The following is a 24,006-nucleotide window of genomic DNA, read 5'->3' as shown; positions in this document are numbered from 1 at the left end:
CTCTAAGTCTTTGTTTTTACGCAATTCCGGACGGAAAACCGCTCCACACTTTTCCTGGAATTGCTCTAAAAGGGCAGGAACCGCGGAGGACTCGGGGATGGCAAGCTTCACGAAGCAATTGGCCGACACGCTGGCCGACCTGCCGTTGGCACTGTTCAGTCCGGCCGCCACCGCCAAGGCAAAGCTTTGCCTGCTCGATTTCCTCGGTTGCGCCTTCGAGGCGTCCGCGCTCGATCCGAGCCAGCAGGCGCTGGCCGCGGTGACGCCGGCGCGCGGCGGCCACATCATAGGCGAAAACCGGCAGGCCACACCGGCGGACGCGGCTTTCGTCAACGCGGTCAAGGGGCATGGACTGGTCCGCGAGGACATGCATGCCGGATCCGTATGCCATCACGGCGTCGTCGTCTGGCCGCTTCTGCTGGCGCTGGCCGAGACGAAGACGGTCTCGGGGGCGGATCTGCTGCGGGCGGCGATCGTCGCCTACGAGGTCGGCGGGCGACTGGGCCGGATGCTGATCGACCGGGAGCTTTCGGCGCTATTCAGACCAACGGGGCTGGTGGCGCCGATCGGCGCCGGATGCGGCGCCGCGCGGCTCATCGGCCTCGACAGGGAACAGACGGCGGCCGCGATCGCCTTTGCCGCCAACACGTCCTCAGGCTTGAACCAATGGCCGCAGAGCGGCGGATCGGACATGTTCTTCCATCCCGGCTTCGCCGCGCGGAACGCCTGGACGGCTGTCCAGCTTGCAGCCGCCGGCGCCTATGGAAGCCCGGACGCACTCGAGGGAAAATCCGGCTACTTCGCTGCCTTCGCACGCCGGCCGATGCCGGGACCCGTGCAGCTCTTCCCTGACGGCCAGGCCGATATATTGGCCGTCTATCACAAGGCGGCACCCGCCTGTAATTTCGCGCAGACCGCCTGCCAGACCGCGCTGAAGCTCGTCGAGATGATCGGTCCCGGCGCCGCGCCCGTCGAGCGGATCCGTATCCGCGTCCCCGCCGCCGCGGCCGCCTATCCGGGTTGCGACAACACCGGTCCCTTCGAGCGTTCGCTGCAAGCCAAGATGAGCATCCCCTATGGCGTTGCGGCGGTGTTCGCCAGCGGCGGCCTGTCGGAAGACAATTACCGGGACCTCAAGGACAAGGAGACGCTGCGGCTGATCGATGCCTGCGACCTTTCGGCAAGCGAGGATCTGACGGCGCAGTTTCCGGCCAGGCAGGGCGCCAGCATCGATGTCCTCCTCGGCGACGGACGGCAGCTGTCGATGGGCCTTCAGGACGTCATACCGGCGACAGAAGCCGAAATCCGCGAGCGCTTCCGGTCGGCTGCCGTGCCGATCGTGGGCGGCGAGGTGGCAAGGTCGATCGAGGACTTCGTCGACAGGCTGGAGTCCAAGAAGGATGCCGGCCGGCTGATGCCGCTCTGCGCGACCAAGGAAAAGGCGAAGCAGCGAAAAGCGGCTTAAGCGGGAAGGCCGATCTGAATGACAATTCGGCAAAGGACAGCTTTCGTGACCGGCGCGGCGAGCGGCATCGGCCGCGCCATCGCGACAAGCCTCCAGGCCGAGGGCGCCCGCATCGTGCTCTCGGACCGGCAGGCCGAGGCGCTTCAGGTTTTCGCAAGCCAACTGGGCAGCGAGGTCTTTCCGCTTCCGCTGGACATCACCGATGCGTCGGCCGTCGATGCATGCCTGGAACGAGTGCCGGCGGAATTCCGCGATATCGACATATTGGTCAACAATGCCGGCCACGATATCGGCGGCCGCATCCGCTTCGACCAGGGATCGGCGGATGACTGGTCGGCGATCATCGAGACCAATCTGATCGGCCTGATGCGCGTGACGCACGCGATCCTGCCGGGCATGGTCGCGCGCGGCCGCGGCGACATCGTCAATATGAGCTCGATCAGCGCGCTCCGAATCGTGCCAGAGCAGGCGCCCTACTCCGCCAGCAAGGCGGGTGTGCACATGCTGAGCGACATCATCCGGGGCGAGCTCGCGGAGACGCCGCTGCGCGTCATCGAGATCATGCCCGGCCTCACCCGCACCAACATCGTCACGACGCGGCATCGCGGCGACGAGGAAGCGGCGCGGCAATATTTCGAGCGCTTCGGCATGGCGCTCGACCCCGAGGACGTGGCGCGCTGCGTGATGTTCGCGCTGAACCAGCCGCAGCATGTCCAGATCGCGCAGATGTTCGTGCTGCCGACGAACAGGTGGTAGGTCCGGACCAACGGCGGCCCTGGCCGTCGCTTAGGGTTGCCCACCGGCTGACCGACCTGTTTAGTGCACGGCCGCGTACATGATGCGGCTTTCGGTAGCCTCGGCGATGTCCATCTCCTCTACGACGCGCCCCTGGCGCGCAACCAGGATGCGGTCCGAGAGTGCCAGGATCTCCGGCAGATAGGACGAGATCACCACCACCGCCATGCCACTGTCGGCAAGCTCGTTGATGAAGTTGTGGATCTCGACGATGGTGCCGACATCGACGCCACGCGTCGGCTCGTCCAGGACGACCAGCTTCGGCTTCTGGATCAGGGCCTTGGACAACACCACCTTCTGCTGGTTGCCGCCCGAAAGCTCGATCACGCGCGCATTGGCATCGATCGCCTTGACGCCCAGCCGCTTGGTCCAGGCCGTTGCGAGCTCGCGCGCGTTGCGCGGCGTGACCGCCGTCAGCGGATTGGTGCCGGTCGCCAGCGCGCCGAGCTGGACGTTGCTGGCAATCGTCATCGTCTCGAAGAAGCCTTCGATCTTGCGGTCCTCGGTGACGTAGACGATGCCGTCGCGCACCGCGGCGCGCGGCGTGCGGTAGCGCACCGGTCGGTCCTCGAAGCGCACGGTGCCGCCGTGGAAATAGTCGCGCTTCAGGACGCCGGCGACGATCTTCATCGTCTCCGTCCGCCCCGCCCCGACCAGGCCGAACATGCCGGTGACCTGACCCGCGAACACCGAGAAGGAGGTGTTGCGGACCGTGTTGCCCATCGACAGGTTCTCGATGCTCAGGATCTTCTTGCCCATCGGCCGCGCCTTGCGTTTCTCGCCGGCATAAAGCTCGCCGGACAGGCTCCGCCCGACCATCGCCTGCACGATGCGGTCGCGGTCGAAATTGCGCGTGTCGTCGGTGACGACGACCTTGGCGTCGCGCATCACCGTGATGCGGTCCGACAGATAAAGCGCCTCCTCCAGCGCGTGGCTGATGAAGATGATGGCAATCCCCTGCTCCTTCAGCCGGCGCGCCAGGTTGAAGAAGTGAAATTTTTCCTCTGGCGTCAGCGTCGCTGTCGGCTCGTCGAAGATGATGAGCCGGGCGCGGTGGTGCACGGCGCGGGCGATCTCGACCATCTGCTTCTTGCCGGCGCCGAGCGTGGAAACCTGCGAGGTGGGATCGACGTAGAAATTGAGCGACAAGAGATAACGCTGCGCCTGGATGTTGAGGCCGCGCAGGCGGTTGAAGAGCTTTTCGTCGCCGAGATAGATGTTCTGCGCCACCGACATCGCCGGAACCAGGTTGGTCTCCTGGAAGACCATAGCGACGCCATGCGCGAGCGCGTCGGAAGGCGAGTTGAAAACCGTCGGCTTGCCGTCCAGGACCATCTCGCCCGAGGACGGCTGATAGACGCCGGCCAGCACCTTCATCAGCGTCGATTTGCCGGCGCCGTTCTCGCCGAGGATGGCATGGATCTCGCCCGGACGGACGTCGAGGTTGACATCCGAAATCGCGAGCACGCCGCGAAAATCCTTAGATACCCCACGCAATTGAACCAGTGAATTCATGCCGCCGTCTCGTCGTCGATTGCCACGATCTTGCCCGAGCCCTTGGCGCCGGCGATCAGCCTGCCGCCGGTCTCGCAGAGCGACGTCACGCCATGGACATCGCCATCGGCACGGCTCTGGTAGCTGCGCAGCATGGCCATGCGGTCGTCGCACCGCACCACCAGGCCGGTCGACCATGTCGGCGACCAAGGCTTCAGCGTGTTGAGCTTCTTGCGGGCGCCGCCCTGGATTGGCTCGAGAAAGCTCTTTCCGGTCACCAGCGCCGGCGCGATCCAGTAGGCCGGGTCGATGGTGTCGACCATGCGGCGCCGGTATTCGTCCTCCTTGAGCACGAATTCAACCAGCGGATTGCGCGGCGCGAACATCGCCAGCCAGAAGCCGCCCGAAGCCGATGGCGTCATGCGGCCTGGATAGGCCGGCAAGGCCGCAAGCGCGACGCGGGGTTGGGAGCCGCCCGCCAGCGCAAGGACGCGATGCCGCCACGCCTCGGCGACGAAGATGTCCTTTCCCGAAAGCGCCAGGCCGGCCGCGAATTCCAGCCCGCCGAGAAGCTGTTCGGCGCGGCCGCTGCCGGTGTCGATGCGCCAGACCGAGCCGCTTGCCGACTTCGTCATCAGGTCGCGCTTCCATTCGCTCGCCGCGTGGCGATCCGATCCGACGGCAACGAACAATGTCGTTGGGTCGGCGAAGACCATGGCGGTCACGCAGGACGGATTGAGGCCTTGGACGGCCAGAGGCCGCGAGGCGGCGCCGGGACTTTCCAGGAGAATTCCGCGTCCTTCGACCGCGATCGCCAGGTTTTCGCTCAAGGCGGCGATGCTGGTCACCGGCCCGTCCATCGGACAACGCGCGCTCAGCTCGAATTGCGAGGCATTGCCGGCGGTCGACAGCGTCAGCAGATCGTTGCCGGAAGAGCAGAGCATCCCGTCATGCGCGGCCGTGAGATTGTCGACGCCGCCGAGCTGCATCAGCACGGGCATTGCGTCCAGCTTCGCGTTCGGCCGCAACGGTCCGTCCATCGGCGGCACGGTGCTGCCGGTGAGATCGAAGCCGCGAAAATTGGCCCAGGCTTTCCAGATGGCGGCGATCATGAGCGGGCGCCCCAATAGGCGTCCTGCGCGCACCAGTTCGGGTCGGCATCGGGCAAGCGGTAGCGGCCGATGCGATTGTTGGAGACGCCGCCGAGATAGAGCCAGCCGCGATGCTCGCGCATCGAGGTGATCATGGGATGGTTGAGGCCGCCAAGGTCCCAGAGATTGTCGAGGATGTCGCCCTTCTCGTTGAACTTCACCACGCAGCCGGTGTTGATGTTGGGGTAGAGCCATTGGTCCGGCGCGACGCGGCGGGCCATGCGCTTGCGGAAGCCCGGCATGCGCAGCGCCAGATCGAGCGCGGGTCCGCGCATGCCGAGCAGCGCTAGCCAGTAATTGCCGTCGGAAGAGCGGTTGATGTTGTCCGGATAGCCCGGAAGGTTGGAGATAATCTTCTCGGTCCTGCCCTTCTTCGGGCCGTCGAAATAGTATCGGCTGATCGAGCAGGTCCAGCTCTCGGCGAACATGAAGGATTGCCCGTCGGGGCACATGGCGACGCCGTTGGCGAACACCAGCTTCGGAATTTCCGTGTGCGTCCTGCCGGTGCGGGGGTCGTAGCAGATGATGCGCCCGCTCGCCCGGCTCTCGAGCGCGTCGGTCGCCCAGTCCTCCTGCTCGTAGCGGATGGTCGCCTCGCTGAAATAGATGCGGCCGTCCGGCGCGACATCGACGTCGTCGGCCAGGCGAAGGCGCGAATCGTCCACCACCGAGAACCAGCTGCGGTTCGTCTCGTCGGTCAGCTTGGTGACCGTCTTGTCAGGCGCCACCTGGAAAAGCCCCATGCCGCCGATGCAGACGAGCAGATTGCCGGCCTTGTCGAAGGCCATGCCGAGCGGATGGCCGCCGATATGCGCGAACACCTCGGAACGCTTATGGTCGGGACCGAAGAAGCGCACGATGTCGCCGTGGCGCGTGCCGCAATAGAGATTGTCGTCGGGATCGAGGATGACGTCCTCCGGCCCTTCGATCTCGCCGAGGCCGATGATCTCGACGGAGCGCAGCCGGTCGTTGAGCACATAGGGCGAGCCGGGCGCATCGACTTGCGGCGACGGCGGCAGCGCCAGATAGGCGGGCGACACATAGACCTTGGCGAGGATGCGGTGGCGGTGCTTCTGCCAGCGCATGTCGACGAAGACGGCGAGCAAAAGAATCGTCCCTAGGATCGTCGAGGTGATCGGCCCGCTGATGCCGAGATTGATCAGGCCGTTGGTCAGCATGAGCACGAGAAGGCTGCCGATGATGGCCTTGGCGACGGAGCCTCGGCCGCCACCGATGGCGGTGCCGCCGAGCACGGCGGCGGTCAGCGCCTGCACCTCCAGGCCGACGCCGGTGTCGGATCCCGTGCTGCCGAGGCGGGCGGCGAACAGGAAGCCGGCGAGCGCGCACATGGTGCTCGAGGCGACATAGGTGAGGAACACCATGAAGCGCACGTTGATGCCGGCGTTGAAGGCCGAGCGCCGCGCCCCGCCGACGGCCGTCAGCCGCCAGCCGGGCCGCATGCGCGACAGCACCAGATGCCAGGCGAGCGCGATGATCAGCGTGATCACCAGCGACACCGGAATACCGAGCACCGTGCCTTCGCCGATGAACACCCACAGATCCGACATCGAGAACCCCGACATGATCGAGGTGGACATGCGCACGAAGACAATCTCATAGAGCGAGCGGAAGATGATCAGGCTGACCAGTGTGGTCAGGAAGGCGCGCAGCCGCAGATAGCCGATCAGCACGCCGTTGATGGCGCCGCAGACCATGCCCATGCCGAGAATGCCGGCGAGAACCGCCGGTACCGGCATCTCGTAGACATTCACGCCGATGAGCGAGAATAGGACGGCAAGCGAGAAGACCGAAGCCACCGAGAGGTCGATGCCGCCAGAAATCATGACAACGGTGAGCGCCAGGACGACAAGCCCGAATTCGGCGAACTGGCGGGCCAGATCCGACAGGCTGGAGAGCGACAGGAAATCGGGAATGACCGATCCCATCACCAGCACCGTGAGCACCAGCGCGGTGAACGGGATGGCGTTGTCGATCCATCGCTTGGACATGATCTCCCCGATCAGATGATCGGGGAGAAAGCGCGAGCGCAGAGACGCTAAGGTGTCGCTGGACATGATGCTGATTGACTTGCCCCGGCTTACTTCAACTGGTCGAGCGACCAGCAGGTGCGCGGGCCGATATTGTCTTTGGTCAGCAGCGTCAGCGGCGTGTAGTACGAGGTCTTCGATTCACCGGCCTTGGCGGGCGACAGCAGCGTCTGGACGATCTGCTGGTTGATCGCGTTGCCCTGCAGCGGAACGTCATAGCTGATGATCAGGTCCAGAAGCCCTTTCTGGATGTTGTCGCAGCCGATCTGGTTGCCGCCGCCTGACGTCACGACATAGACGTCATTGGCCTTGCCCGCCGCCTGGATGGCGGCGCCCGCGCCGACATCCTGGTTGTCCCAGTTGCCGACCACGCCGCACAGGTCCGGATGCTGCTGCAGCACCGTCTCCATGATGGCGCGCGCCTTGGCGGGATCGTACTGGGCAGCCTGCTCGGACACGATCTTGATCGCCGGATCCTTGGCGAACGTCTGCTTGTAGGCATAGAGCTCGTAGAGATCCGACGCCGCGGTCGGCTGGCCGCGGATGATCGCGATCTTGCCGGACTTGCCCGATCCCGTGCCGCACTGCTTCACCAGCGCGTCCGCCTCGATATAGCCGACGCGCGACCAATCGGCGCCGACATAGGCGTCGGTCGGCACGACCGATTCCAGGTTGAGTTGGATCACCTTGATGCCGGCGTCCATGGCGCGCTTCAGCAGGCGCGCATAGGACTGGACATCCGGATTGTGGGCGATGATCAGGTCGGGCTTTTCGGCGATCAGCGCCGTCAGCGCCCGGGTGCCGGCGTCGGTGCTCCAGTTCGGGTCGCGGATCTCGAGCGTGTAGCCGAGATCGGCCGCCTGCTTGCGCATGATGGCGGCCCAGCCTTCCGTCAGGTCAAAGCCCATGGCCAGCGGAATGAAGACGACGCGCTTGCCTTTGAGACCATCGTAGAACGGATTGCGCGACGGATTGTCGAGACCGTCATCGGCTTGAGCGGCCCCGGCGAGGCCGAGTGCCATGAGCCCGGGCCGCCAGGATAGTTCTGAATTTCATGGTTTCCTCCCGTTGGATTGCAAAGCTTTGTTCAGATGTCGCCCTGGCTCTGTTGCGAAGTCTGCTCGTCCCTCGGGTTGATGAAGCTATCGACCGTGATGGCGAGCAGCAGGATCAGGCTCTTGATGAGGTTCTGCGTCGTGTAGGTGATGTCGAGGATGGTCATGCCGTTGAGCAGCACGCCGACCAGCAGCGTTCCCACCAGCACGTTGCGCACACTGCCACGGCCGCCGCTGAGGCTGATGCCGCCGAGCACGACGACCAGCAGCACGTCGTAGATCATCGTCGAGTTGTAAACGCGGGTGCTCATTCCCGAGACGGCAGCCGCCATCACCACGCCGGCGAGGAAGGCGATCAGGGCGCTGATCACATATTGCGCCACGATCAATGGGCGCAGCGGCAGGCCGGTGATGCGCGCGGCGAGCGCATTGTCGCCGGCCGCATAGACGAAGCGACCGAAGCGCGTGCGCATCAGCACAAGCGCGACCAATGCGGCCAGCACCGCGAAGGCGACGATGGGCATCGGCAGGCCGAGGAAGGCCCCTCGCCCGAGGAAGTCAAACCAGTCGACGCCGGCAGGCGAATTCTGAACGTCGATCTGGAACAGGAAGGCTCGTCCCGAGCCATACATCACGAGGCCCATCGCGAGCGTGGTGAATATGGCTGGAATATCGGCATAGGCGATCAGGATGCCGCTCGCCAGGCCGATGGCCAGCGCCAGCAGGGCGCCGTAGACCAGGGCTGCGTCGAAGGGCGTGCCCGACTGCGCCATCGAAAGCACCCAGGACAGCGACACCACCATGGTCGCCACCATGGCGAGGTCGATGCCGCGGCCGATGACGACCAGCCCCATGCCGAGGCCCAATATGCCAAGGATGGAGACGCTGCGCACCAGCGCGATCAGATTGCCCGCGGTGAGGAAGTTGTTAAGCGTGGCGGCAAAAACCACGAACAGCGCGACGGCGAGCGCGAACACCACGCCCTCCTGCGACAACCGCGCCTTGGCCATTGTGCCACCTCCCGAACCAGGCCTTGCCGGCCCGGTCGCGAACCCCCTTCGCGACCTGCTTTTGCTGCCGGCGACCATCCCCTTTTTGGCTGGCTCAAGACATATCCGCCCAGGGAATATCAGTTATGTTTCATGCTGGATCGGGCATGCGCGCCGCATCGGGCGGGACTGCGGGAGCTGAAGGCCGGCGCGTTCGGCAGGGCCTGCCATGCGAAAAGCGCCATAGCTGTTATCCGGATTCTGCACAGCCTCGTCGCTTCACTCCGCCTTGCCAATCACGCAAAACTGCTGACCGACAGACGAAGGCGCTAAAGCGCCTTCTGCACCGGGAGGAAATGATGACGGACGAGCCGCGCAAACAGACGCCGGGGGTCTATAGACGCCGAGTGGGGGATGCCATGGTCACCGTCATCAATGACGGCTTTCTCGACATCAGCGTGGCCATCCTGCGCGGAACCGAGCGCGGCGACATGGAAGGCCTGATGCGCGAGCAGTTCCGGCACACGGAGCCGCGCCTCACCGTCAACGCCTTCGTGATCGAAACCGGCAAAAACACCGTCCTGGTCGACGCCGGCGGCGGGTCGACCACGGTCTACTCCATGGGCCTCTTGCCGCAGAATCTCGAGGCCGCCGGCTTCAAGCCGACGGACTTCGACACCGTCCTGCTCACCCATATCCATCCCGATCATTCGAGCGGCCTGATGGACAGATCGGGCAAGCCGCTCTTTCCGCGGGCTGAAGTCATCGTCCACCGGGATGATCTCGACTTCTGGTCCAATCCGGAGAAGCGTGAAAGGTCACCCGCGGCGCGACCTTATACCGGTTCGGCCGATGCCCTGCTGTCCAGCTATCGGGGTCATTTCCATCCCGCCGAGGGCGGGGAAGTGGTGCCGGGCATCAGGCAACTCCCGCTGCCTGGACATACGCCCGGCCACAGCGGCTATCAGCTCGACTCGGCGGGCGAGACGCTGGTGATGTGGGGCGACACGGTGCACGTGCCGGAGATCCAGATTCCGCGGCCCCAGGTCACCAGCGAATTCGACGTCGACGAAGCGCTGGCGCATCAGAATCGCCACAAGATCTTCGAGCATGTCGCCAACGAGCGGCTGCTCGTCACAGGCGGGCATCTGCATTTGCCCGGTTTCGCACATCTGGTGAAGGCCGGGGACGGCTACCGTCTGGTGCCTGAAGCCTGGCTGGTTCAGCTCTGAGAACAGGCAACAGAAACGGATAAGGGCCGGTCCGATCGGAACCGGCCCTCATGCTTTTGAAGCATCAGTCGGTGACTTCGACCCAGGTCTTGCTCTTGGCGTCGTATTTGACCAGCGTCACCTGCTCGGCCGTGATGGTAATGTGGCTCTGCTCGGTAAAGCCGATGGTGCCGGTCATGCCCTTGAAGCCCTGGACCGCGTTGAAGCCTTTCTGCAGGTCTTCCGGCTTTGTCGACTTCACCTCCTTGATGACCTGCGCCAGCATCTTGATGCTATCATAGGCGCCGGCAGAGAAGGGCGTGGCGTCGACGTTGAACTTCTTCTTGTAGGCATCCTTGAAAGCCAGAAGCTCCGGACCCGGATGCAGTTCCGTCGTCAGCATCGCGGTGATCGTCCCGTCGGCAAGGTCGCCGGCCAGCTTCGAGTAGGTGTCGTCGGCATTGGTTTCGTCATTGCCGTAGACGATGGCGTTATAGCCGATCGAATGCAGGTCCTGCACAAAGGCCGCCTGATCCTGCGGCGTCAGCCACACGTCGACGCATTTGATGCCCGCCGCCTTGATGGCGTTGACTTCCGGCATCAGTCCGGCGGTCGCGCCCGTCGACCAGTTCTCGGTGATGGTGTGATCCATGGCGATCTTCTTGCCGGCCTTGTCATAGGCAAGCTGGATGCCGAACAGACCGCCCTGCCCGTAGGTGGATGGATCATGCAGCACCGCGAGGCCGTCGGGGCAGTGCTTCAACGCATGCTGGCCGATCTTCTCGCCCCAGGCGAAGGTGTTGAGGCCGAAGTCGAAGACCCACGGATTGGGCGGGCTGGTCGGGCCGTCCGGATTGACGGTCAGGCCGCCATCGTCGACGACGCCGATGGTCGGGAACTTGTGGCGCTGCGCCAGCTGCGCCGTGACCGGGCCGGTGTCCGGCGAGCCGGCAATGGCGATCGCGCCCTGCGACATCAGCTTCTCATAGAGCTGGCCGGACAGCGTGGCCGACGCATTGTCGTTGTGCGGGTCGAGCTTGAAGGTGTGGCCGTCGACACCACCGGCAGCGTTGACCTCATCGACCGCCATCTGCGAGCCGTTCACCGTGGCGATGCCGGTCGAACCATAGGCGCCGGTCGTTCCTGCGATCAGGCCGATGAGATATTCGTCCGCCGCGCCGGCCTGGACGCCGAGCCCCCAGAATGCCGTCGTGGCCAGCAACATCGCGGAAGTCGTCGCGCGTTTTCTCATGTCTGATTTCCCTCCCTGCGAACGGTGGGCACGAACCGACAACCCGATCGCTCAATTTGCCCTGCGCATCCCGCGCCCTCTCGGTGGTGGATTTTGCTATCCCGTTGCCCGGCCTTGTCAACGCGAGCGCCAGCGCCCCGGAGCCGGTTCAGCGACCTTGCAAATGCCACTGGAGAAGCCGGCCAAGCACGACTATCGATGCGGCCGGAGAAGAGCTCTATTTTCGTTCTAACCTCCTAGTTTTATTTAGTTTTTAGATCCGAGCGACTTGGTTCGCCCATACGTGGAAACACGATCTCGTCGCCCCGCGTTTCACCGTTCCGAAACGCTATCCAATCGCTGCGCTCATAGCTGTTATGTCACTCGCATCAGCTATTTCGGGACGGTCACTTTCGACTAGGTTTTTGGCACCGGCGCAGCATGCCAAAGCTGGATATTGCGACATGGAACCCCGGCCCGACGGTTCACAACTGAACCGGGGCGGCTATCCCACGGAAGCGTCTCCCGCGAGGCGATCAAGCCGGCTGAGGAGGCGACGCCGCCGGAGGAGAGGGGAAAGCCAGCAGTGCTGCAATTCGTGTTGAGCGGAGTAGCGATAGGATCGATCTACGGTCTGATCGGCATGGCGCTCGCGATCTCGTTCTACGTCACCCGCATCATCAATTTCGCGCAAGGCCAGCTGATGATGGTGACCGTCATGGTCACCGCCGAGCTCGCCTCTTCCGGCTATCCGGTCTGGCTGGCCGCGCTGGCCGGCGTGGCGTGCTCATGCGTCGTCGGCATCCTCTCCTACGTCATCGCGGTGCGGCCGATCCTTTTGTCGAACCGCTTCAGCTTCGGCTGGCTGGTCTCGACGCTGGGCTTCGCCGTGATCGTGGAAAACGCGGCTGCCTATATCTGGGGCCCGACCTCGCAAGCTTTCCCGCCGATCCTAAACGGCATCAGCCTGCCAATCGGCGGCGCCGTGCTGACCGCCCAGCAGGTTCTCGCTATCGTCACCGCGGCAGTGCTTGCCGCCGGCTTCGAGATCGTGCGGCGCCACACGCTGTTCGGCAAGCTCGGCATGGCGACGGCGGGCGATCCCGAGATGGCATCGGCCATCGGCGCCAACACCACTGTCGTCGCCATCGTCGCCTTCGCGGTCTCCGCGATCTATGCCGGGATCGCGGGCCTGCTCATCGGACCTTCGACCTTCGCCAACCCCTATCTCGGCGATACGTTCGGGACCTACGGCTTCATCGCCATGATGATCGGAGGCGGTACCGAGCGGCCGATAGCGGCTATGTTCGGCGGCCTGCTGCTCGGCGTCTGCGCCGAAGGCGCCAACGCGCTCATCAATTCGCAGGCTTCGGACTGGTTCCCCTTCATCGTGCTCGTGCTCATCCTGATCGTCTCGCCCAAGGGCCTGTTCAGCACCAGCAACCCCCTGTTTCGCCCGCGCCGGGCGGCCGTGACACGCGGCTGAGGTCGAGCATGGCTCCTGCATTCGATACTCAGCCGGTCGCCGCTCCAAGGCTTCGCGTCGGCCGCTGGCGCGCCGCCCGGCTGGCCGCTGTCCTGATCGTCTATCTCGCGGCCACCGCCTATATCGCCCATACCGACCTCGGCCTCCAGAGCCTGGTGCTGGTGGCCGCGGTCTTCGGTATCCTCGCCATCAGCCTCGACCTTGTGGCCGGGATGCTCGGCCTCTATTCGCTTGGTCAAGGCGGCTTTTTCGGGATCGGCGCTTATGCGACGACGATCCTTGCCAACGACTATGGCTGGAATGTCTTCGGCCTGCTGGTGCTGGTCCTGGCTGCGACGGCCCTTATCGGCATGGCCGTGGGCGCGATGTCGCTCCGGGTCAGCGGTCTCTACTTCGCCATCACCACTTTCATCTTCACGCTGGTGCTGACGGTCCTGGCGACCGACATGGTGACCGTCACCGGCGGCCTGCAGGGCCTGCTCGGCCCGGCCTTTCCGGATTTCCCGGCAAGCCTGGAATGGCTCGGCACACCCTTGGTTTGGTGCATCATGCTGGCGCTGCTCGCCTGCCTCGGCCTGGTCTGGAACATCCGCCATTCGCCGCTCTACCCGATCCTGCTTTCGATCCGCGATGCCGAGCCGTTCGCCGAGGCCGCCGGCGCGCGAACGGCGGCAATCAAGGTCGGCGTCTTCGGTGTCTCGGCCGCGATGGCCGGAGGAGCCGGCTGGCTCTTTTCGTTCCTCGGCGTCGTCTCTCCAAGCCAGTTCGACTGGTCGGTGTCGCTGAACGTGCTGGTGATGGTGCTGATCGGCGGCATCAACACCAGCATCGGTCCGGTTGTCGGCGCGATGTTCGTCTCGATGTTCCCGAATGTCGTCAACATCAATCCCTGGCTGCAGGAGATCGTCTATGGAGCGCTGTCGATCCTGGCGATCACGCGGTTGCCCGACGGCGTGGTCGGCATCGCGCGGCGCGCCCTTGCCCGGCGCGCCGGCGAAATAGCACCGGCGGCGGACGCCGCGGCCGAAGCCCTGCCCGCCGCGCTCGATACGGCGGCCTCGCCGGCTTCGCCGAAGGACTCCGAGGTCATCGTGGAATGCCGGGGCATCGAATTCGGCTACGGGCTTGGCCCGAAGGTGCTGCGCAATGTCGACCTGGCCGTCCGCCGAGGCCACATACACGGCCTGATCGGCCCGAACGGTTCGGGAAAGAGCACTTTGGCCAATGTGATATCGGGCGCCCTGACGCCGCATGCCGGAGAGGTCCTGCTCAAGGGCACGCGCGTTGACGGCATGCCGGCGAGCAGCCGTTCGCGGCTGGGACTGCGGCGCACTTTCCAGGCCGCGCAGCTGGTGAAGGAACTGACGCCGACGCAGAACGTCATGGTCGGTCTCTTCGACCGGGTGCCGCGCATCATTGGCCGCGCGCCGTTCTGGCCGATGCTTGCCTCCGGCCGGCGCGACCTCGCGGCCATGCAACGTCGCGCCGGCGAGGCTCTCAGCCTTGTCGGCGCCGGCGACTGGGCCGTAAGGCAGGTGGCGGACGTGCCGCACGGCATCGAGCAGCTGACGCAGCTCGCCTCGGTCTGCGTGGCCGGACCGGACATCATCGTGCTCGACGAGCCGGCGACGGGACTTTCCGCGAAAGAGGTCAGGCATCTGGCCGCCATCCTTGCCAATCTCAAGACTCAGGGCGTGACCATGATCATCATCGAGCACCAGACGCGTTTTCTGTTCCCGCTCTGCGACCGCGTGACCGTGCTCAATGCCGGCGAAGTGATCCTCACCGGCTCGGCCGACGAAGTGCGCGCCGATCCGGTGGTAAGACAGGTGTATCTCGGCGAATGAGCGAACAGCCCACTCTCGAAATCAACGCGCTATGCGCCGGCTACGGACGCTTCGACGTGGTGCGCGACGTGGCGCTCAGCGTCGGCAAGGGCGAGGCCGTCGCCTTGCTCGGCCCTAACGGCGCCGGCAAGACAACGGTCCTGCGTGCGATCATGGGTCTCGTCAAGCAGCGGCGCGGCCTGATCCGGATCGGCGCCACGGACGTTTCGGCGCTGCCCACCCATCGCATCGCGCGCGGACTGGCCGCGATCGCGCCCGAGGGACGCCGCCTGTTCCTTGACCAGTCTGTGGAAGACAATCTGCTCCTGGGAGCTTTGCATCTCCGGCACGACAAGGCCCGCACTCAGACCTTGCTCGCTTCGGTCTACGACCTCTTCCCCGTCCTCAAGGCCTACCGCCAGCGGCTGTCGTCTTTCTTGAGCGGCGGCGAGCAGCAGATGGTCGCGATCGGCCGCATGCTGATGAGCGACCCCGAGATCATGCTGCTCGACGAACCCTCTGTGGCGCTTTCCCCGGTCGCCGTTGACATCGTCGTCAAGGCGATGCTGGAGCTGCGCAAGCGCGGCGCCTCGCTGCTTCTAGTCGAACAACGCACCGACGTAGCAACCCGCGTCTGCGACCGGCTCTACGTCATGACGCATGGCGAGATCGTCGACGAGATGAAGCCGGAGACGATCCGCTCCGGCGGCATGTCGATCCTCAACAAATATCTCGGCTGAAGCCCGAAACTGCCTCGTCCGTCGCTACGCTCTCAAGCCGAGGCGGCGTAGCGCCGGGCGAGCGCCGACATGCCGACGGCGAGAACCAGGATCCCGCCCTTGAAGATGGGCTGGAAATGCGTGGGCGCGCCGAAGATGCTGAGCCCGTTGAAGCCGACCGCCAGGATCAGCACGCCGACCAGCGTTCCGGTGATGTGGAACTCGCCCTCGCGCAAGGTGGCGGAACCGAGAAACACCGCGGCGAAGGCGTCGAGCAGATAGCCGTCGGCGGCGGCCAGCGTGCCGCTGCCGAGCAGCGACGACAGCAGCGTTCCGGTGAGCGCGGCGCAGAAGGCGGCGGTGGCGAAGGCGAAGATCTTGATGCGGTCGACGCGAATGCCCGAGAGCCTCGCCGCCTCCATGTTGCTGCCCACGGCCTGCATCTTCTGGCCGATGTCGGTCTTGTTGAGCACGGTCCACAGCGCCAAAAGCACCACGACCATGATGATCACCGGGTTGGGCAGACCGAAGACGATGCGGCCGAGCGAGATGTCGGTGAAGGCGCGGGGAATGCCGGTGGCGATCGGAAAGGCGCTGTAGGTGAAACCGATGCCCGTCAGCATCGTCCCGATGCCAAGCGTCGAGATCACCGCATTGATCCTGACCTTGGTCACGAGCAGGCCGTTGAGGATGCCGATGCCGGCGCCGAGAGCGAGCGCGCACAGGATGCTCAGCCAGATCGGAAAGCCCTCATACGCCATCAATCCGGTGACGATGAGGCCGACGAAGCTTGCGACATAGCCGATGCTGAGATCGAACTCGCCGACCACAAGGGTGTAGGTCAAGCCGCTGGCGATGATCGCGGTGAGCGAAGCCTGGCTCAGGATGTTGAGGAAGTTCGCGCGCGACAGGAAAACGCCGGGTGCATTGATGGAGAAGAACAGCACCATCAGCAGCAGCCCGATGATCGTCCCGTAGCGCGACAGGCCGATCAGCGCGGTCCGTTTCCATGAGGATTTGCGGGGCTGCGGCGCTTCCTTTGCCACGGGCACAGTCTCGGCCGTCATGCCGCTTCTCCTTGATCGTCTTGCGCGTCGTGATAGCTGAGTTCGATGATGCGCGCTTCGGTGACGTCGGCGCCGGTCAGCTCGCCGGTGATGCGGCCCTCGCGCATCACCAGGACGCGGTCGGCCAGCAATGTGAGTTCCTCGACATCGGAAGAGATCACCAGGATGCCGACGCCGGAACGGGCAAGCGCGCGGATGGCGTCGTGGATCTCCTCGCGCGCGCCGACATCGACGCCCCGCGATGGCTCGTCGAGGATGAGCAGTTTCGTGCCGGCGTTCAGCCAGCGCGCGATCAACGCCTTCTGCTGGTTGCCGCCGGAAAGGCCAGCGATCTTGGCCGTGACGCCCGGCGTCTTGATGCCGAGATGGGCAACGAGGCTTTCCGCCTGCCGCCGGCTCTTGGCGTCGGAAAGGAACGGAAGGCCGGGCACGCTGCGCAGCAGCTTCAGCGTCGAGATGTTGATGTTGAAGGCGACGGACTGCTGCAGCATCACCCCTTGCGAGCGGCGCTCCTCAGGCACCAGTGCGATGCCGGCTCTCACCGCTTCGGACGGGTTGGCGACGTCGAGCCGCTTGCCGTCCAGCTCGAAATGGCCGGCCTCGGGGCGCGCGAGGCCTGTAACGAGATGGGCGAATTCGGTGCGGCCGGCTCCAACCAGCCCGCCCAGTGCCAGAACCTCACCCTTGTAGAGATCGAGGCTCACATCCTTCAGCGCCCGCTTCCAGGCGATGGCACGCGCGGAAAAGACCGGCTGCCGGCTGCGGTCGGCGGCAAGCCGGTCGCGCTCGTCCGGCGTGCGGATGGCATGGCCTATGATGGCGCGGACCAATCCTTTCTTGTCCAGCGCGCCGCGCTCGGCCTCGCTGACGATGCGGCCGTCGCGGAGCACGGTGATCCTGTCGCAGAGCTGCAGCACCTCCTCCAGCCGATGCGACACATAGAGGATGGCGACACCCTGGGCGGCGAGGTCGCGGATGATGGCGAAGAGCTGCTCGCTTTCCGGTTCGGAGAGCGAGGCGGTCGGCTCGTCCATCGCGATCATGCTGGCGTCGCGGGTGAGCGCCTTGCCGATCATGACCAGCCAGCGCTGGGCGACCGACAGCTCGGAGACTTTCGTATCGAGCGGAAACCGGATGCCGACGCGCTCGGCCGCGGCGCGCGCGGCGACGCCCGAGCGCTTCCAGTCGATCATGCCGAACCGCGTCACCTTCGGCGCGCCAAGCAGCATGTTCTGCAACGCGCTGAAATGCGGGATCAGATTGAGTTCCTGATGGATGAACGCAAGCCCGGCGCGCTCGGAAGCCTGCGGCGAGCCCATCTGAAGCTCGTCGCCCGCGATGGTCACGCTGCCCTGGTCCGGACTGGTTACGCCGGCAAGACAACGGATCAGCGTCGACTTGCCGGCGCCGTTTGCGCCGACAAGGCCATGCACCCGGCCGCGCGCGATGTCGAGATCGGCGCGGTCGAGCGCTAGCTCACCCGCAAAGGATTTGGTCAGGCCGCGGATGCGCATCCATGCGTCGGCGGCCGAAACGGTCGCCGACACCTAGCCGCTCCGTTTCGCAAAGCGGCCCGGCCGGCAGGTCTCACATGCCATTGGGATGTTCGGCCATGAACTTGTCGACATTGTCCTTGGTCACCACCACGCCGGGGATCTCGATGGTCTTCGGCTGCCAGGAATCGCCGGCCTTCATGGAGTCGAGAATGGCCTGGAATACCTCCTTGCCTTCCTGATAGGCGGGCTGCCAGACCGTGGCCGTCATGTCGCCTTCCTTGACCAGCTGCAGGGCCTGGGCGCTGCCGTTGATCGACACAGTAGTCACGTCGGTGCGGCCGGCCTGGCGCAGAGCCGCCACGGCGCCCTGCATCGGCTCGTCCCAACACGACCAGATCGCGAGCGGCGTGTCGCCGCCGGCGGGATGCGCGGTCAGCCAGGCCGCGGCCGTGGCGTTGCCAAACTGCACCTGCCCCGGCGCGACCACTTCGCTGTAATCCACCTTGACACCCGACTTACCCTTGACGCCTTCATCGAAGGCCACGCCGCGGTCGATGCAGAGCTTGCCCGGATGGAAGGTCATGGCCAGCACATTGGCCTTCTCGCCCGTCTTCTCCAGGAGATATTTGACCGAATCGTCGCCGACCTGCCGGCCGCTGGTCGTCGCCACGATGCCGGGGACGATCTCGCCGCCCCAGGTGCCGACGGGAATATGCGCGTCGCGCGCGGCCGCAAGGCCGGAGCCGATCGAGCTGCTGGCGAAGGCCAGCACGAAGATGGCGTCGACATGCTGGGCCGCGAAGTTATTCATCGCCGCGTTGGCCTGATCGGCGCTGGCCTGGGTGTCGGTGACCTTGACGTCCCAGCCGGCTGCCTTGGCGGCGTCCGTCGCCCCGCCGATGACCGCGATGTTGAGCGCGTCGTTGGCGAGCAGCGCGACGATGCCGAGTGTCTTGTGGTCCTGCGCCTGCACGGCGGTTGAAACGATCATCGTTCCGGCGGTCAGTAAGGCGAGCAAAAGCCTTTTCATCTGGGAAATCCTCCTCTCCCCGTTGGTGCCGGCCCATGGCGGGCCGACGGTTCCCTCTCCTCGGACTCCGACCAGGGGCGCCGGACACCGGCTTTGCCGGATCCGCTGGCACCCCTGTCGGCCGCTTGCATGCATGACTCCGTTGCAGCTCCCGTGAGCCAACATGAGACGGAGCCACAAATTTTGGTACCGGTACCATATGGTAGTTTTAGCAGGCCGGCAATAGCCAGCATCGCGCGCCCTGTGAAATTCGCGTTCGCGACGGCACATGTGATTTGAAACGAGCAAGATCGCGTTGCTAAGCTGATTTTTCTTGTTATCGGTATCAAGCTGGGGCTATGGCTGAAGCAGCCGAAATGGAGAGCGCCGCGAGCGCGTGACAGTCCGAACGAGATGGGAGCAGACATGAAAGTGATCTACGACTTTTCCGGCAAGAACGTCATCCTGATCGGAGGGACGACCGGCATCGGGCGGGCAACGGCGCTGGCCTTCGCCAAGGCCGGAGCCAATCTCTACGTTTCCGGTATCGGGGCGGACTCCGGAGAAAGCCTCAAGGCCGAGGTCAAGCCGCTTGGCGTCGAGATTGAGTTCGAGGAAGTCGACGTTCGCGACAGCAAGGCGATGGCCGCCCTGCACAAGCATGCCTTCGACCTCTTCGGGCGCATCGACATCGCCTTCAACAATGCAGGCGTCCCGGGCAAGACCGCGCCCGTGCACGAGCTCGAGGACGAAGACTACGACCTGCTGATGGACGTCAATCTGCGCGGCATCTTCAACGGGCTCAGGCACCAGGTCCCGCATATGACCGCGAAGGGCGGCGGCGCGATCGTCAACACCTCGTCGCTGTTCGGGGTCATGGGCTTTGCCACGACCGCGGTCTACTGCGCCAGCAAATGGGGCGTGATCGGCCTAACCAATTCGGTGGCGCTGGAAGTCGCGCGAAAGAACATCCGCGTCAACGCCATCGCGCCCGGCTCGGTGATGACGCCGCTGCTGCGTGGCATGTTCGGCAGCGAGCAGAGCGCCAAGGACACGGTGCTGCCGATGATCCCGATGGGCCGCATCAGCGACCCGTCCGAGATCGCGCAGCTGGTGCTTTTCCTGTCGTCGGACGCTGCGTCCTTCATCACCGGACAGGCCGTGGTGATCGACGGCGGCGGCTTCGTCGCGGGCGCCGACAAGCTCTGAGGCCTCAAGGCAGGGGGTTGCCCCCTGCCTTGCCGTCCCCGTTCAGGCGACGCAGCTCTTCTCGCCCTTGGCGAGGGCGATCTCCACCACTTGAAGACCCCTGTCCGTCAGCCGAGACGGGAATGTCGTGCGCAGCCGGTCCTCATGTACCGGGATCACCCTGCGCACCTCGCCGCCGACCGCTTTCAGCATTTCGGCGCTGGAGAAGATCAGATTGTGCTGGCTGCCGACGGCCAGGCCGATGGGCACGATCTGCGGCGCGGCCGGATCGAGCCCGGTCAGGTTGTCATAGGTGTAGATAAGGTCGCCGGCGAAGATCCAGCGATCCTCGCCGCCGCTGGTGCCGTCATTGCGCACGGTCACATACATGCTGCCATAGGTGTGGGTGTCGGCGGCGAGATGCACGTCGATCCCCGGCAGCACGTTCTCCTGGTCGCCGTCGATGCAGATCATGCGGCCTTCCTTCGCCGCCTCGACCGCGCGCACGATATCGGCCGGATCGCCGCCGCCCACCAGGAAGCGGTATTCCGGCCCGAGCGTGAGCGCCCAGACCCATTTGTCCAGCTCGCTCTTCTGAACGTAGAATTTGGCGTTGGGAAACAAATGCATGGCGCCCATATGGTCGAAATGGGCATGGGTGATGAAAACGCTGGTCACGTCCTCCGGCTTCACGCCGCATTCGGCAAGAACCGCCCGCGGGCCGTGATAGTTCGAGACGCCATAGGCGGTGGCCAGTTGCTCGCCATAGGCGACATGGTCGTAGCCGGTATCGATCAGGATGGTTTCGCCGCCGCCCTTCAGAAGCGCATAGGCATAGGGAAGCTTGCGCGTGCCCTGGTGCTGCGGTCCGTACATCATGACGCTGAAGGGGAATTTCTCCACCGCCGCGTATTCGAGCACCCAGATCGAGTAGTGTGCCATTCAATCCTCCCTTGATAGGCTAGAGCGGTTCGCCGTTTCACGGAAACGGCGAACCGCTCTATCTCCTTGTTGACGCAATTCCGGACGGAAAACCGCTCACACTTTTCCTGGAATTGCTCTCGATGCCTTGGCCGGAAAGGCGCGGCGCGTGTGTGGCGCAACAGGCCTGGCCGAAATCGACGAGCTCGAAGCCCGGCAGCAGGCGCGTCGTCGCCCGCAGATGGTCGCTCGTCGCGCGCAAAGCGCGCGTCAGCGTGTCGAACCGCTTGTCCGACCTGTCCTGCGCCCCGCGGCAAGCCGTCGCCGCGGCGCAGGCTTCCATGAGCGTCTCGGCGGCGCCGCGCATATGATGATAATGGTGCGCGGCCGGCTCCGGCGCCTGCAAGGCGCGAACGGCTTCGGCCGCCTGCATCACGGCCTGTCTCGCTCCTGCCAGAGCGCCCTCGGCCAGCGCCGCCTGGCGGCGCGACGTCAGCAGGAACAGCGCATAGCCGGACAGCTGGGTCAGGGTCTGGCTGATCAATCGCTGCGCGTCACGCGCGGCGTCGGCATAGCGCAGCAGCGACTGCTCCGTCACGCCGACGCAGGAATACACGCCCATCGCAAATCCTCCACGCCGGCATCGCGGCCTCTCCTCCCTTGGGCATTACCCGATTTTGATATCGGTAACAACAGAATTGCTCCAACCCCCGCCAACGGCTTGTTTGTTCGACAAGGGAATGATTTGATGCGCACCGGCCGGACCAAGCGATAACAAACATGCCCAGGCGATCATCCGACAATCCAGAAAGGCGCAACGGAAGCGCCCGAATGCGCGACGTCGCGGTTCGCGCCGGGGTCTCCACCATGACCGTCTCGCGGGTCCTGAACGAGCCCGGCAAAGTATCCGAGGAGATGCGCGAACGCGTGCTGACGGCGGTTCGCGAGATCGGCTATCTGCCGAACCACCTGGCGGGCAGCCTGTCCTCGAACCGCTCGACGACCATCGGGCTCATCGTGCCCAGCATCGACAATTCGATCTACACGCAGACGGTCAAGGGCCTGTCGGAGGTGCTGAAGCGCTCCGGCTTCCAGCTGATGATCGCGGAATCGGGCTATGATCCCAATGAGGAAGAGGAGCTCATCACCGTCTTCCTCAGCCATCGGGTCGGCGGCCTCGTGCTCCACAGCACGGAGCATACGCCCCAGGCGATCGAGAAGATCCGCAAGTCCGGCATTCCGGTCGTCGAGAACGGAAACATCCCCAAAGAACCGCTCGACATGGTCGTAAGCTATTCAAATCGCGATGCTTCTTACGCGATGACCATGCATCTCGGCAGGCTCGGTTACCGCAAGATCGCCTTCGCCAGTCTCTATTCCGTGCACAATGACCGCTCCCAGGACCGCCTCAAGGGATATTTGGCTGCGCTCAAGCAATTGGGACACGATCCCGACCCGCGCATGGTGCTGGAAACCGGGCGCGGTCTTGCCGCCGGCGCCGAAGTGGTGGCGCGGGTGATGCAGAGCGTGCCGGAGGTCGACGCGCTTTTCTGCGCCGGCGAAGTTCTGGCCGCCGGCGCGCTGTTCGAGTGCCAGCGCCGCAACTGGTCGGTGCCCGGCCGCATCGCGCTCGCCAGCTTCGACGATGTCGACCTGTTGCGGCATGTCAGCCCCTCCATCACAACCTTGCGGCTGCCGCGCTACGATATTGGCGAGCGGACGGCGCGGATCCTTTTGAGCCGCATCATCGACGGCGCCGATCACCTGCGCGGCAGCGTCGTCGACCTCAAGTTCGAAGTCATCCAGCGCGAGAGCACCTGACCCGCCCCTGGGACCGGAACTGCGACACCGCTCCCCCGCTTTTCTGCGATTGCATTTTGTTACCGGTACCAATATAAAGTCGAGACCTGCAAGGCGGTCACGGCCTGGCGGGCTGTCGGTAGGAACGAGGGGGCTTGGCAATGCTCGCAGAGTGGCGGAACAGGATTTGAGCTTGTCGAAGGAAGCCGAGGGGGCGGCGCCCTCCACCTGGGCGAAGCCGCTCAACGAATGCACCGCCTTGATCACGGGCTCCACCGCCGGTCTCGGGCAGGCGATGGCGGCAAGGCTTGCCAAGGCCGGATGCGGCGTCATGCTGCACGGGCTGGAAGACGCCGAGCAGATCGAGGCGCAACGCGATGAGCTCGCCCGTAAGACGGGCGCCCGTGTCGCCTACCACAAGGCCGATCTCTCGACGCGGTCGGGGGTCGAAGGACTGATCAATGCCGCGATGTCGGTGCTTGGCCCGATCGACATCCTCGTCAACAATGCGGTCGTCCGGCACTTCGCGCCGGTTATGGATTTTCCGGCCGAGCAGTGGGACCTTGCGCTGGCGGTCAACCTCTCCGCCGCGTTCCACGCCATCCGGCTTCTGCTCCCCAACATGCGCAACCGGAATTTCGGCCGGATCTTCAACATCACCTCGGTCTATGGCATGCGCGGAACGACCGACCGCGTCGGCTATGTGACGACGAAGTCTGCTATCCTCGGCTTGACCCGCGCCGTAGCGCTGGAGAACCTGGACCGGGACGTGACCTGTCACAGCCTCTGCCCGGGTTCGGTGCTGACGCCGGGCACGGAAGAACGGGTGGCGAGGCTGATGGCGGAACGCGGCATCGATCGGACGGCGGCCGAGCGGCTCTTCCTCGAAGGCAAGCAGCCGGGCGGCAATTTCGTCTCTGCCGGGAGCATCTCGGACCTGCTGGTCTTCCTGTGCGGCCCGATCGCCCGCGACATGACCGGGTCCGTGCTGCCGGTCGAAGCGGGCTGGCTGGCAAGTTGAGCCGGCGCTGAAACCAACCGACATGCTCGCGCGG

General features: G+C 64.8%; 20 protein-coding genes. 9 read left to right on the top strand and 11 right to left on the bottom strand.

What is annotated here, in order from left to right; genetic code table 11:
- Positions 1-97: 97 nt before the first annotated feature.
- Both ACVMIM_RS09480 and ACVMIM_RS09475 read left to right on the top strand, forming a co-directional pair.
- Positions 98-1,465, top strand: a complete 1,368-nt coding sequence (locus tag ACVMIM_RS09480; RefSeq protein ID WP_476111731.1) for an MmgE/PrpD family protein — start codon at positions 98-100, stop codon at positions 1,463-1,465.
- 45 nt (positions 1,466-1,510) lie between these two features.
- Positions 1,511-2,221, top strand: a complete 711-nt coding sequence (locus ACVMIM_RS09475; protein WP_476111730.1) for an SDR family oxidoreductase — start codon at positions 1,511-1,513, stop codon at positions 2,219-2,221.
- A gap of 60 nt (positions 2,222-2,281) precedes the next feature.
- Here ACVMIM_RS09475 and ACVMIM_RS09470 read toward each other — a convergent pair whose 3' ends face one another.
- From ACVMIM_RS09470 to ACVMIM_RS09450, 5 genes are all read right to left on the bottom strand, one after another.
- Positions 2,282-3,775 carry a sugar ABC transporter ATP-binding protein gene (locus ACVMIM_RS09470; RefSeq protein ID WP_476111729.1) on the bottom strand — a complete coding sequence of 498 codons (1,494 nt, stop codon included), beginning with the start codon at positions 3,773-3,775 and terminating at the stop codon, positions 2,282-2,284.
- Positions 3,772-4,866: a hypothetical protein gene (locus ACVMIM_RS09465; protein WP_476111728.1), complete on the bottom strand. Its 1,095-nt coding sequence runs from the start codon at positions 4,864-4,866 to the stop codon at positions 3,772-3,774. The genes ACVMIM_RS09470 and ACVMIM_RS09465 overlap by 4 nt, the downstream gene beginning before the upstream one ends.
- Positions 4,863-6,980 carry an ABC transporter permease gene (locus ACVMIM_RS09460; RefSeq protein ID WP_476111727.1) on the bottom strand — a complete coding sequence of 706 codons (2,118 nt, stop codon included), beginning with the start codon at positions 6,978-6,980 and terminating at the stop codon, positions 4,863-4,865. The genes ACVMIM_RS09465 and ACVMIM_RS09460 overlap by 4 nt, the downstream gene beginning before the upstream one ends.
- Positions 6,981-7,003: 23 nt before the next feature.
- Complete coding sequence (locus tag ACVMIM_RS09455) at positions 7,004-7,975, bottom strand: sugar ABC transporter substrate-binding protein (RefSeq protein WP_476111726.1); 972 nt, start codon at positions 7,973-7,975, stop codon at positions 7,004-7,006.
- 65 nt (positions 7,976-8,040) lie between these two features.
- Positions 8,041-9,018 (bottom strand): ABC transporter permease, encoded by a 978-nt coding sequence (locus ACVMIM_RS09450; RefSeq protein ID WP_476111725.1) that lies wholly within the window; start codon positions 9,016-9,018, stop codon positions 8,041-8,043.
- A gap of 338 nt (positions 9,019-9,356) precedes the next feature.
- Between ACVMIM_RS09450 and ACVMIM_RS09445 the strand changes: the two genes are divergently transcribed.
- Entirely contained in the window at positions 9,357-10,229 is an 873-nt protein-coding gene (locus tag ACVMIM_RS09445; RefSeq protein ID WP_476111724.1) for an MBL fold metallo-hydrolase, read from the top strand.
- A gap of 64 nt (positions 10,230-10,293) precedes the next feature.
- Here the strand turns inward: ACVMIM_RS09445 and ACVMIM_RS09440 are convergent, their stop codons facing one another.
- Entirely contained in the window at positions 10,294-11,460 is a 1,167-nt protein-coding gene (locus tag ACVMIM_RS09440) for an ABC transporter substrate-binding protein (RefSeq protein WP_476111723.1), read from the bottom strand.
- 565 nt (positions 11,461-12,025) lie between these two features.
- On the opposite strand from ACVMIM_RS09440, the gene ACVMIM_RS09435 reads away from it, so the two are divergent.
- The 3 genes from ACVMIM_RS09435 to ACVMIM_RS09425 are packed head-to-tail and all read left to right on the top strand — an operon-like array spanning position 12,026 to position 15,491.
- Positions 12,026-12,925: a branched-chain amino acid ABC transporter permease gene (locus ACVMIM_RS09435; protein ID WP_476111722.1), complete on the top strand. Its 900-nt coding sequence runs from the start codon at positions 12,026-12,028 to the stop codon at positions 12,923-12,925.
- 8 nt (positions 12,926-12,933) lie between these two features.
- Positions 12,934-14,772, top strand: a complete 1,839-nt coding sequence (locus ACVMIM_RS09430) for a branched-chain amino acid ABC transporter ATP-binding protein/permease (RefSeq protein ID WP_476111721.1) — start codon at positions 12,934-12,936, stop codon at positions 14,770-14,772.
- Positions 14,769-15,491 (top strand): ABC transporter ATP-binding protein, encoded by a 723-nt coding sequence (locus ACVMIM_RS09425; RefSeq protein ID WP_476111720.1) that lies wholly within the window; start codon positions 14,769-14,771, stop codon positions 15,489-15,491. Before ACVMIM_RS09430 ends, ACVMIM_RS09425 begins: the two co-directional genes overlap by 4 nt.
- Before the next feature lie 32 nt (positions 15,492-15,523).
- Here the strand turns inward: ACVMIM_RS09425 and ACVMIM_RS09420 are convergent, their stop codons facing one another.
- The 3 genes from ACVMIM_RS09420 to ACVMIM_RS09410 are packed head-to-tail and all read right to left on the bottom strand — an operon-like array spanning position 15,524 to position 19,063.
- A complete protein-coding gene (locus ACVMIM_RS09420) occupies positions 15,524-16,537 on the bottom strand; it encodes an ABC transporter permease (RefSeq protein ID WP_476111719.1) in 1,014 nt (337 codons plus the stop codon).
- Positions 16,534-18,084, bottom strand: a complete 1,551-nt coding sequence (locus tag ACVMIM_RS09415) for a sugar ABC transporter ATP-binding protein (protein WP_476111718.1) — start codon at positions 18,082-18,084, stop codon at positions 16,534-16,536. Before ACVMIM_RS09415 ends, ACVMIM_RS09420 begins: the two co-directional genes overlap by 4 nt.
- 40 nt (positions 18,085-18,124) lie before the next feature.
- Complete coding sequence (locus ACVMIM_RS09410) at positions 18,125-19,063, bottom strand: sugar ABC transporter substrate-binding protein (protein ID WP_278051843.1); 939 nt, start codon at positions 19,061-19,063, stop codon at positions 18,125-18,127.
- Between the two features lie 405 nt (positions 19,064-19,468).
- Here ACVMIM_RS09410 and ACVMIM_RS09405 point away from each other — a divergent pair, with 405 nt between their 5' ends.
- Positions 19,469-20,251 carry an SDR family NAD(P)-dependent oxidoreductase gene (locus tag ACVMIM_RS09405; RefSeq protein WP_476111717.1) on the top strand — a complete coding sequence of 261 codons (783 nt, stop codon included), beginning with the start codon at positions 19,469-19,471 and terminating at the stop codon, positions 20,249-20,251.
- A 42-nt stretch (positions 20,252-20,293) separates the two neighbouring features.
- Here the strand turns inward: ACVMIM_RS09405 and ACVMIM_RS09400 are convergent, their stop codons facing one another.
- Positions 20,294-21,172: an N-acyl homoserine lactonase family protein gene (locus ACVMIM_RS09400; RefSeq protein ID WP_476111716.1), complete on the bottom strand. Its 879-nt coding sequence runs from the start codon at positions 21,170-21,172 to the stop codon at positions 20,294-20,296.
- 58 nt (positions 21,173-21,230) lie between these two features.
- Entirely contained in the window at positions 21,231-21,773 is a 543-nt protein-coding gene (locus ACVMIM_RS09395; RefSeq protein ID WP_040999586.1) for a hypothetical protein, read from the bottom strand.
- Between the two features lie 209 nt (positions 21,774-21,982).
- On the opposite strand from ACVMIM_RS09395, the gene ACVMIM_RS09390 reads away from it, so the two are divergent.
- Both ACVMIM_RS09390 and ACVMIM_RS09385 read left to right on the top strand, forming a co-directional pair.
- The gene (locus ACVMIM_RS09390) at positions 21,983-22,972 is read left to right on the top strand and encodes a LacI family DNA-binding transcriptional regulator (RefSeq protein WP_476111715.1); all 990 of its coding nucleotides are present in this window, start codon (positions 21,983-21,985) and stop codon (positions 22,970-22,972) included.
- Between the two features lie 172 nt (positions 22,973-23,144).
- The gene (locus ACVMIM_RS09385) at positions 23,145-23,972 is read left to right on the top strand and encodes an SDR family NAD(P)-dependent oxidoreductase (protein ID WP_476111714.1); all 828 of its coding nucleotides are present in this window, start codon (positions 23,145-23,147) and stop codon (positions 23,970-23,972) included.
- The last annotated feature ends 34 nt before the right edge of the window (positions 23,973-24,006 follow it).

The organism is Mesorhizobium sp. USDA 4413 (assembly GCF_056280365.1).
The sequence above is the reverse complement of the archived record's forward strand: the minus strand, read 5'-3'. Positions and strand labels throughout refer to the sequence as shown.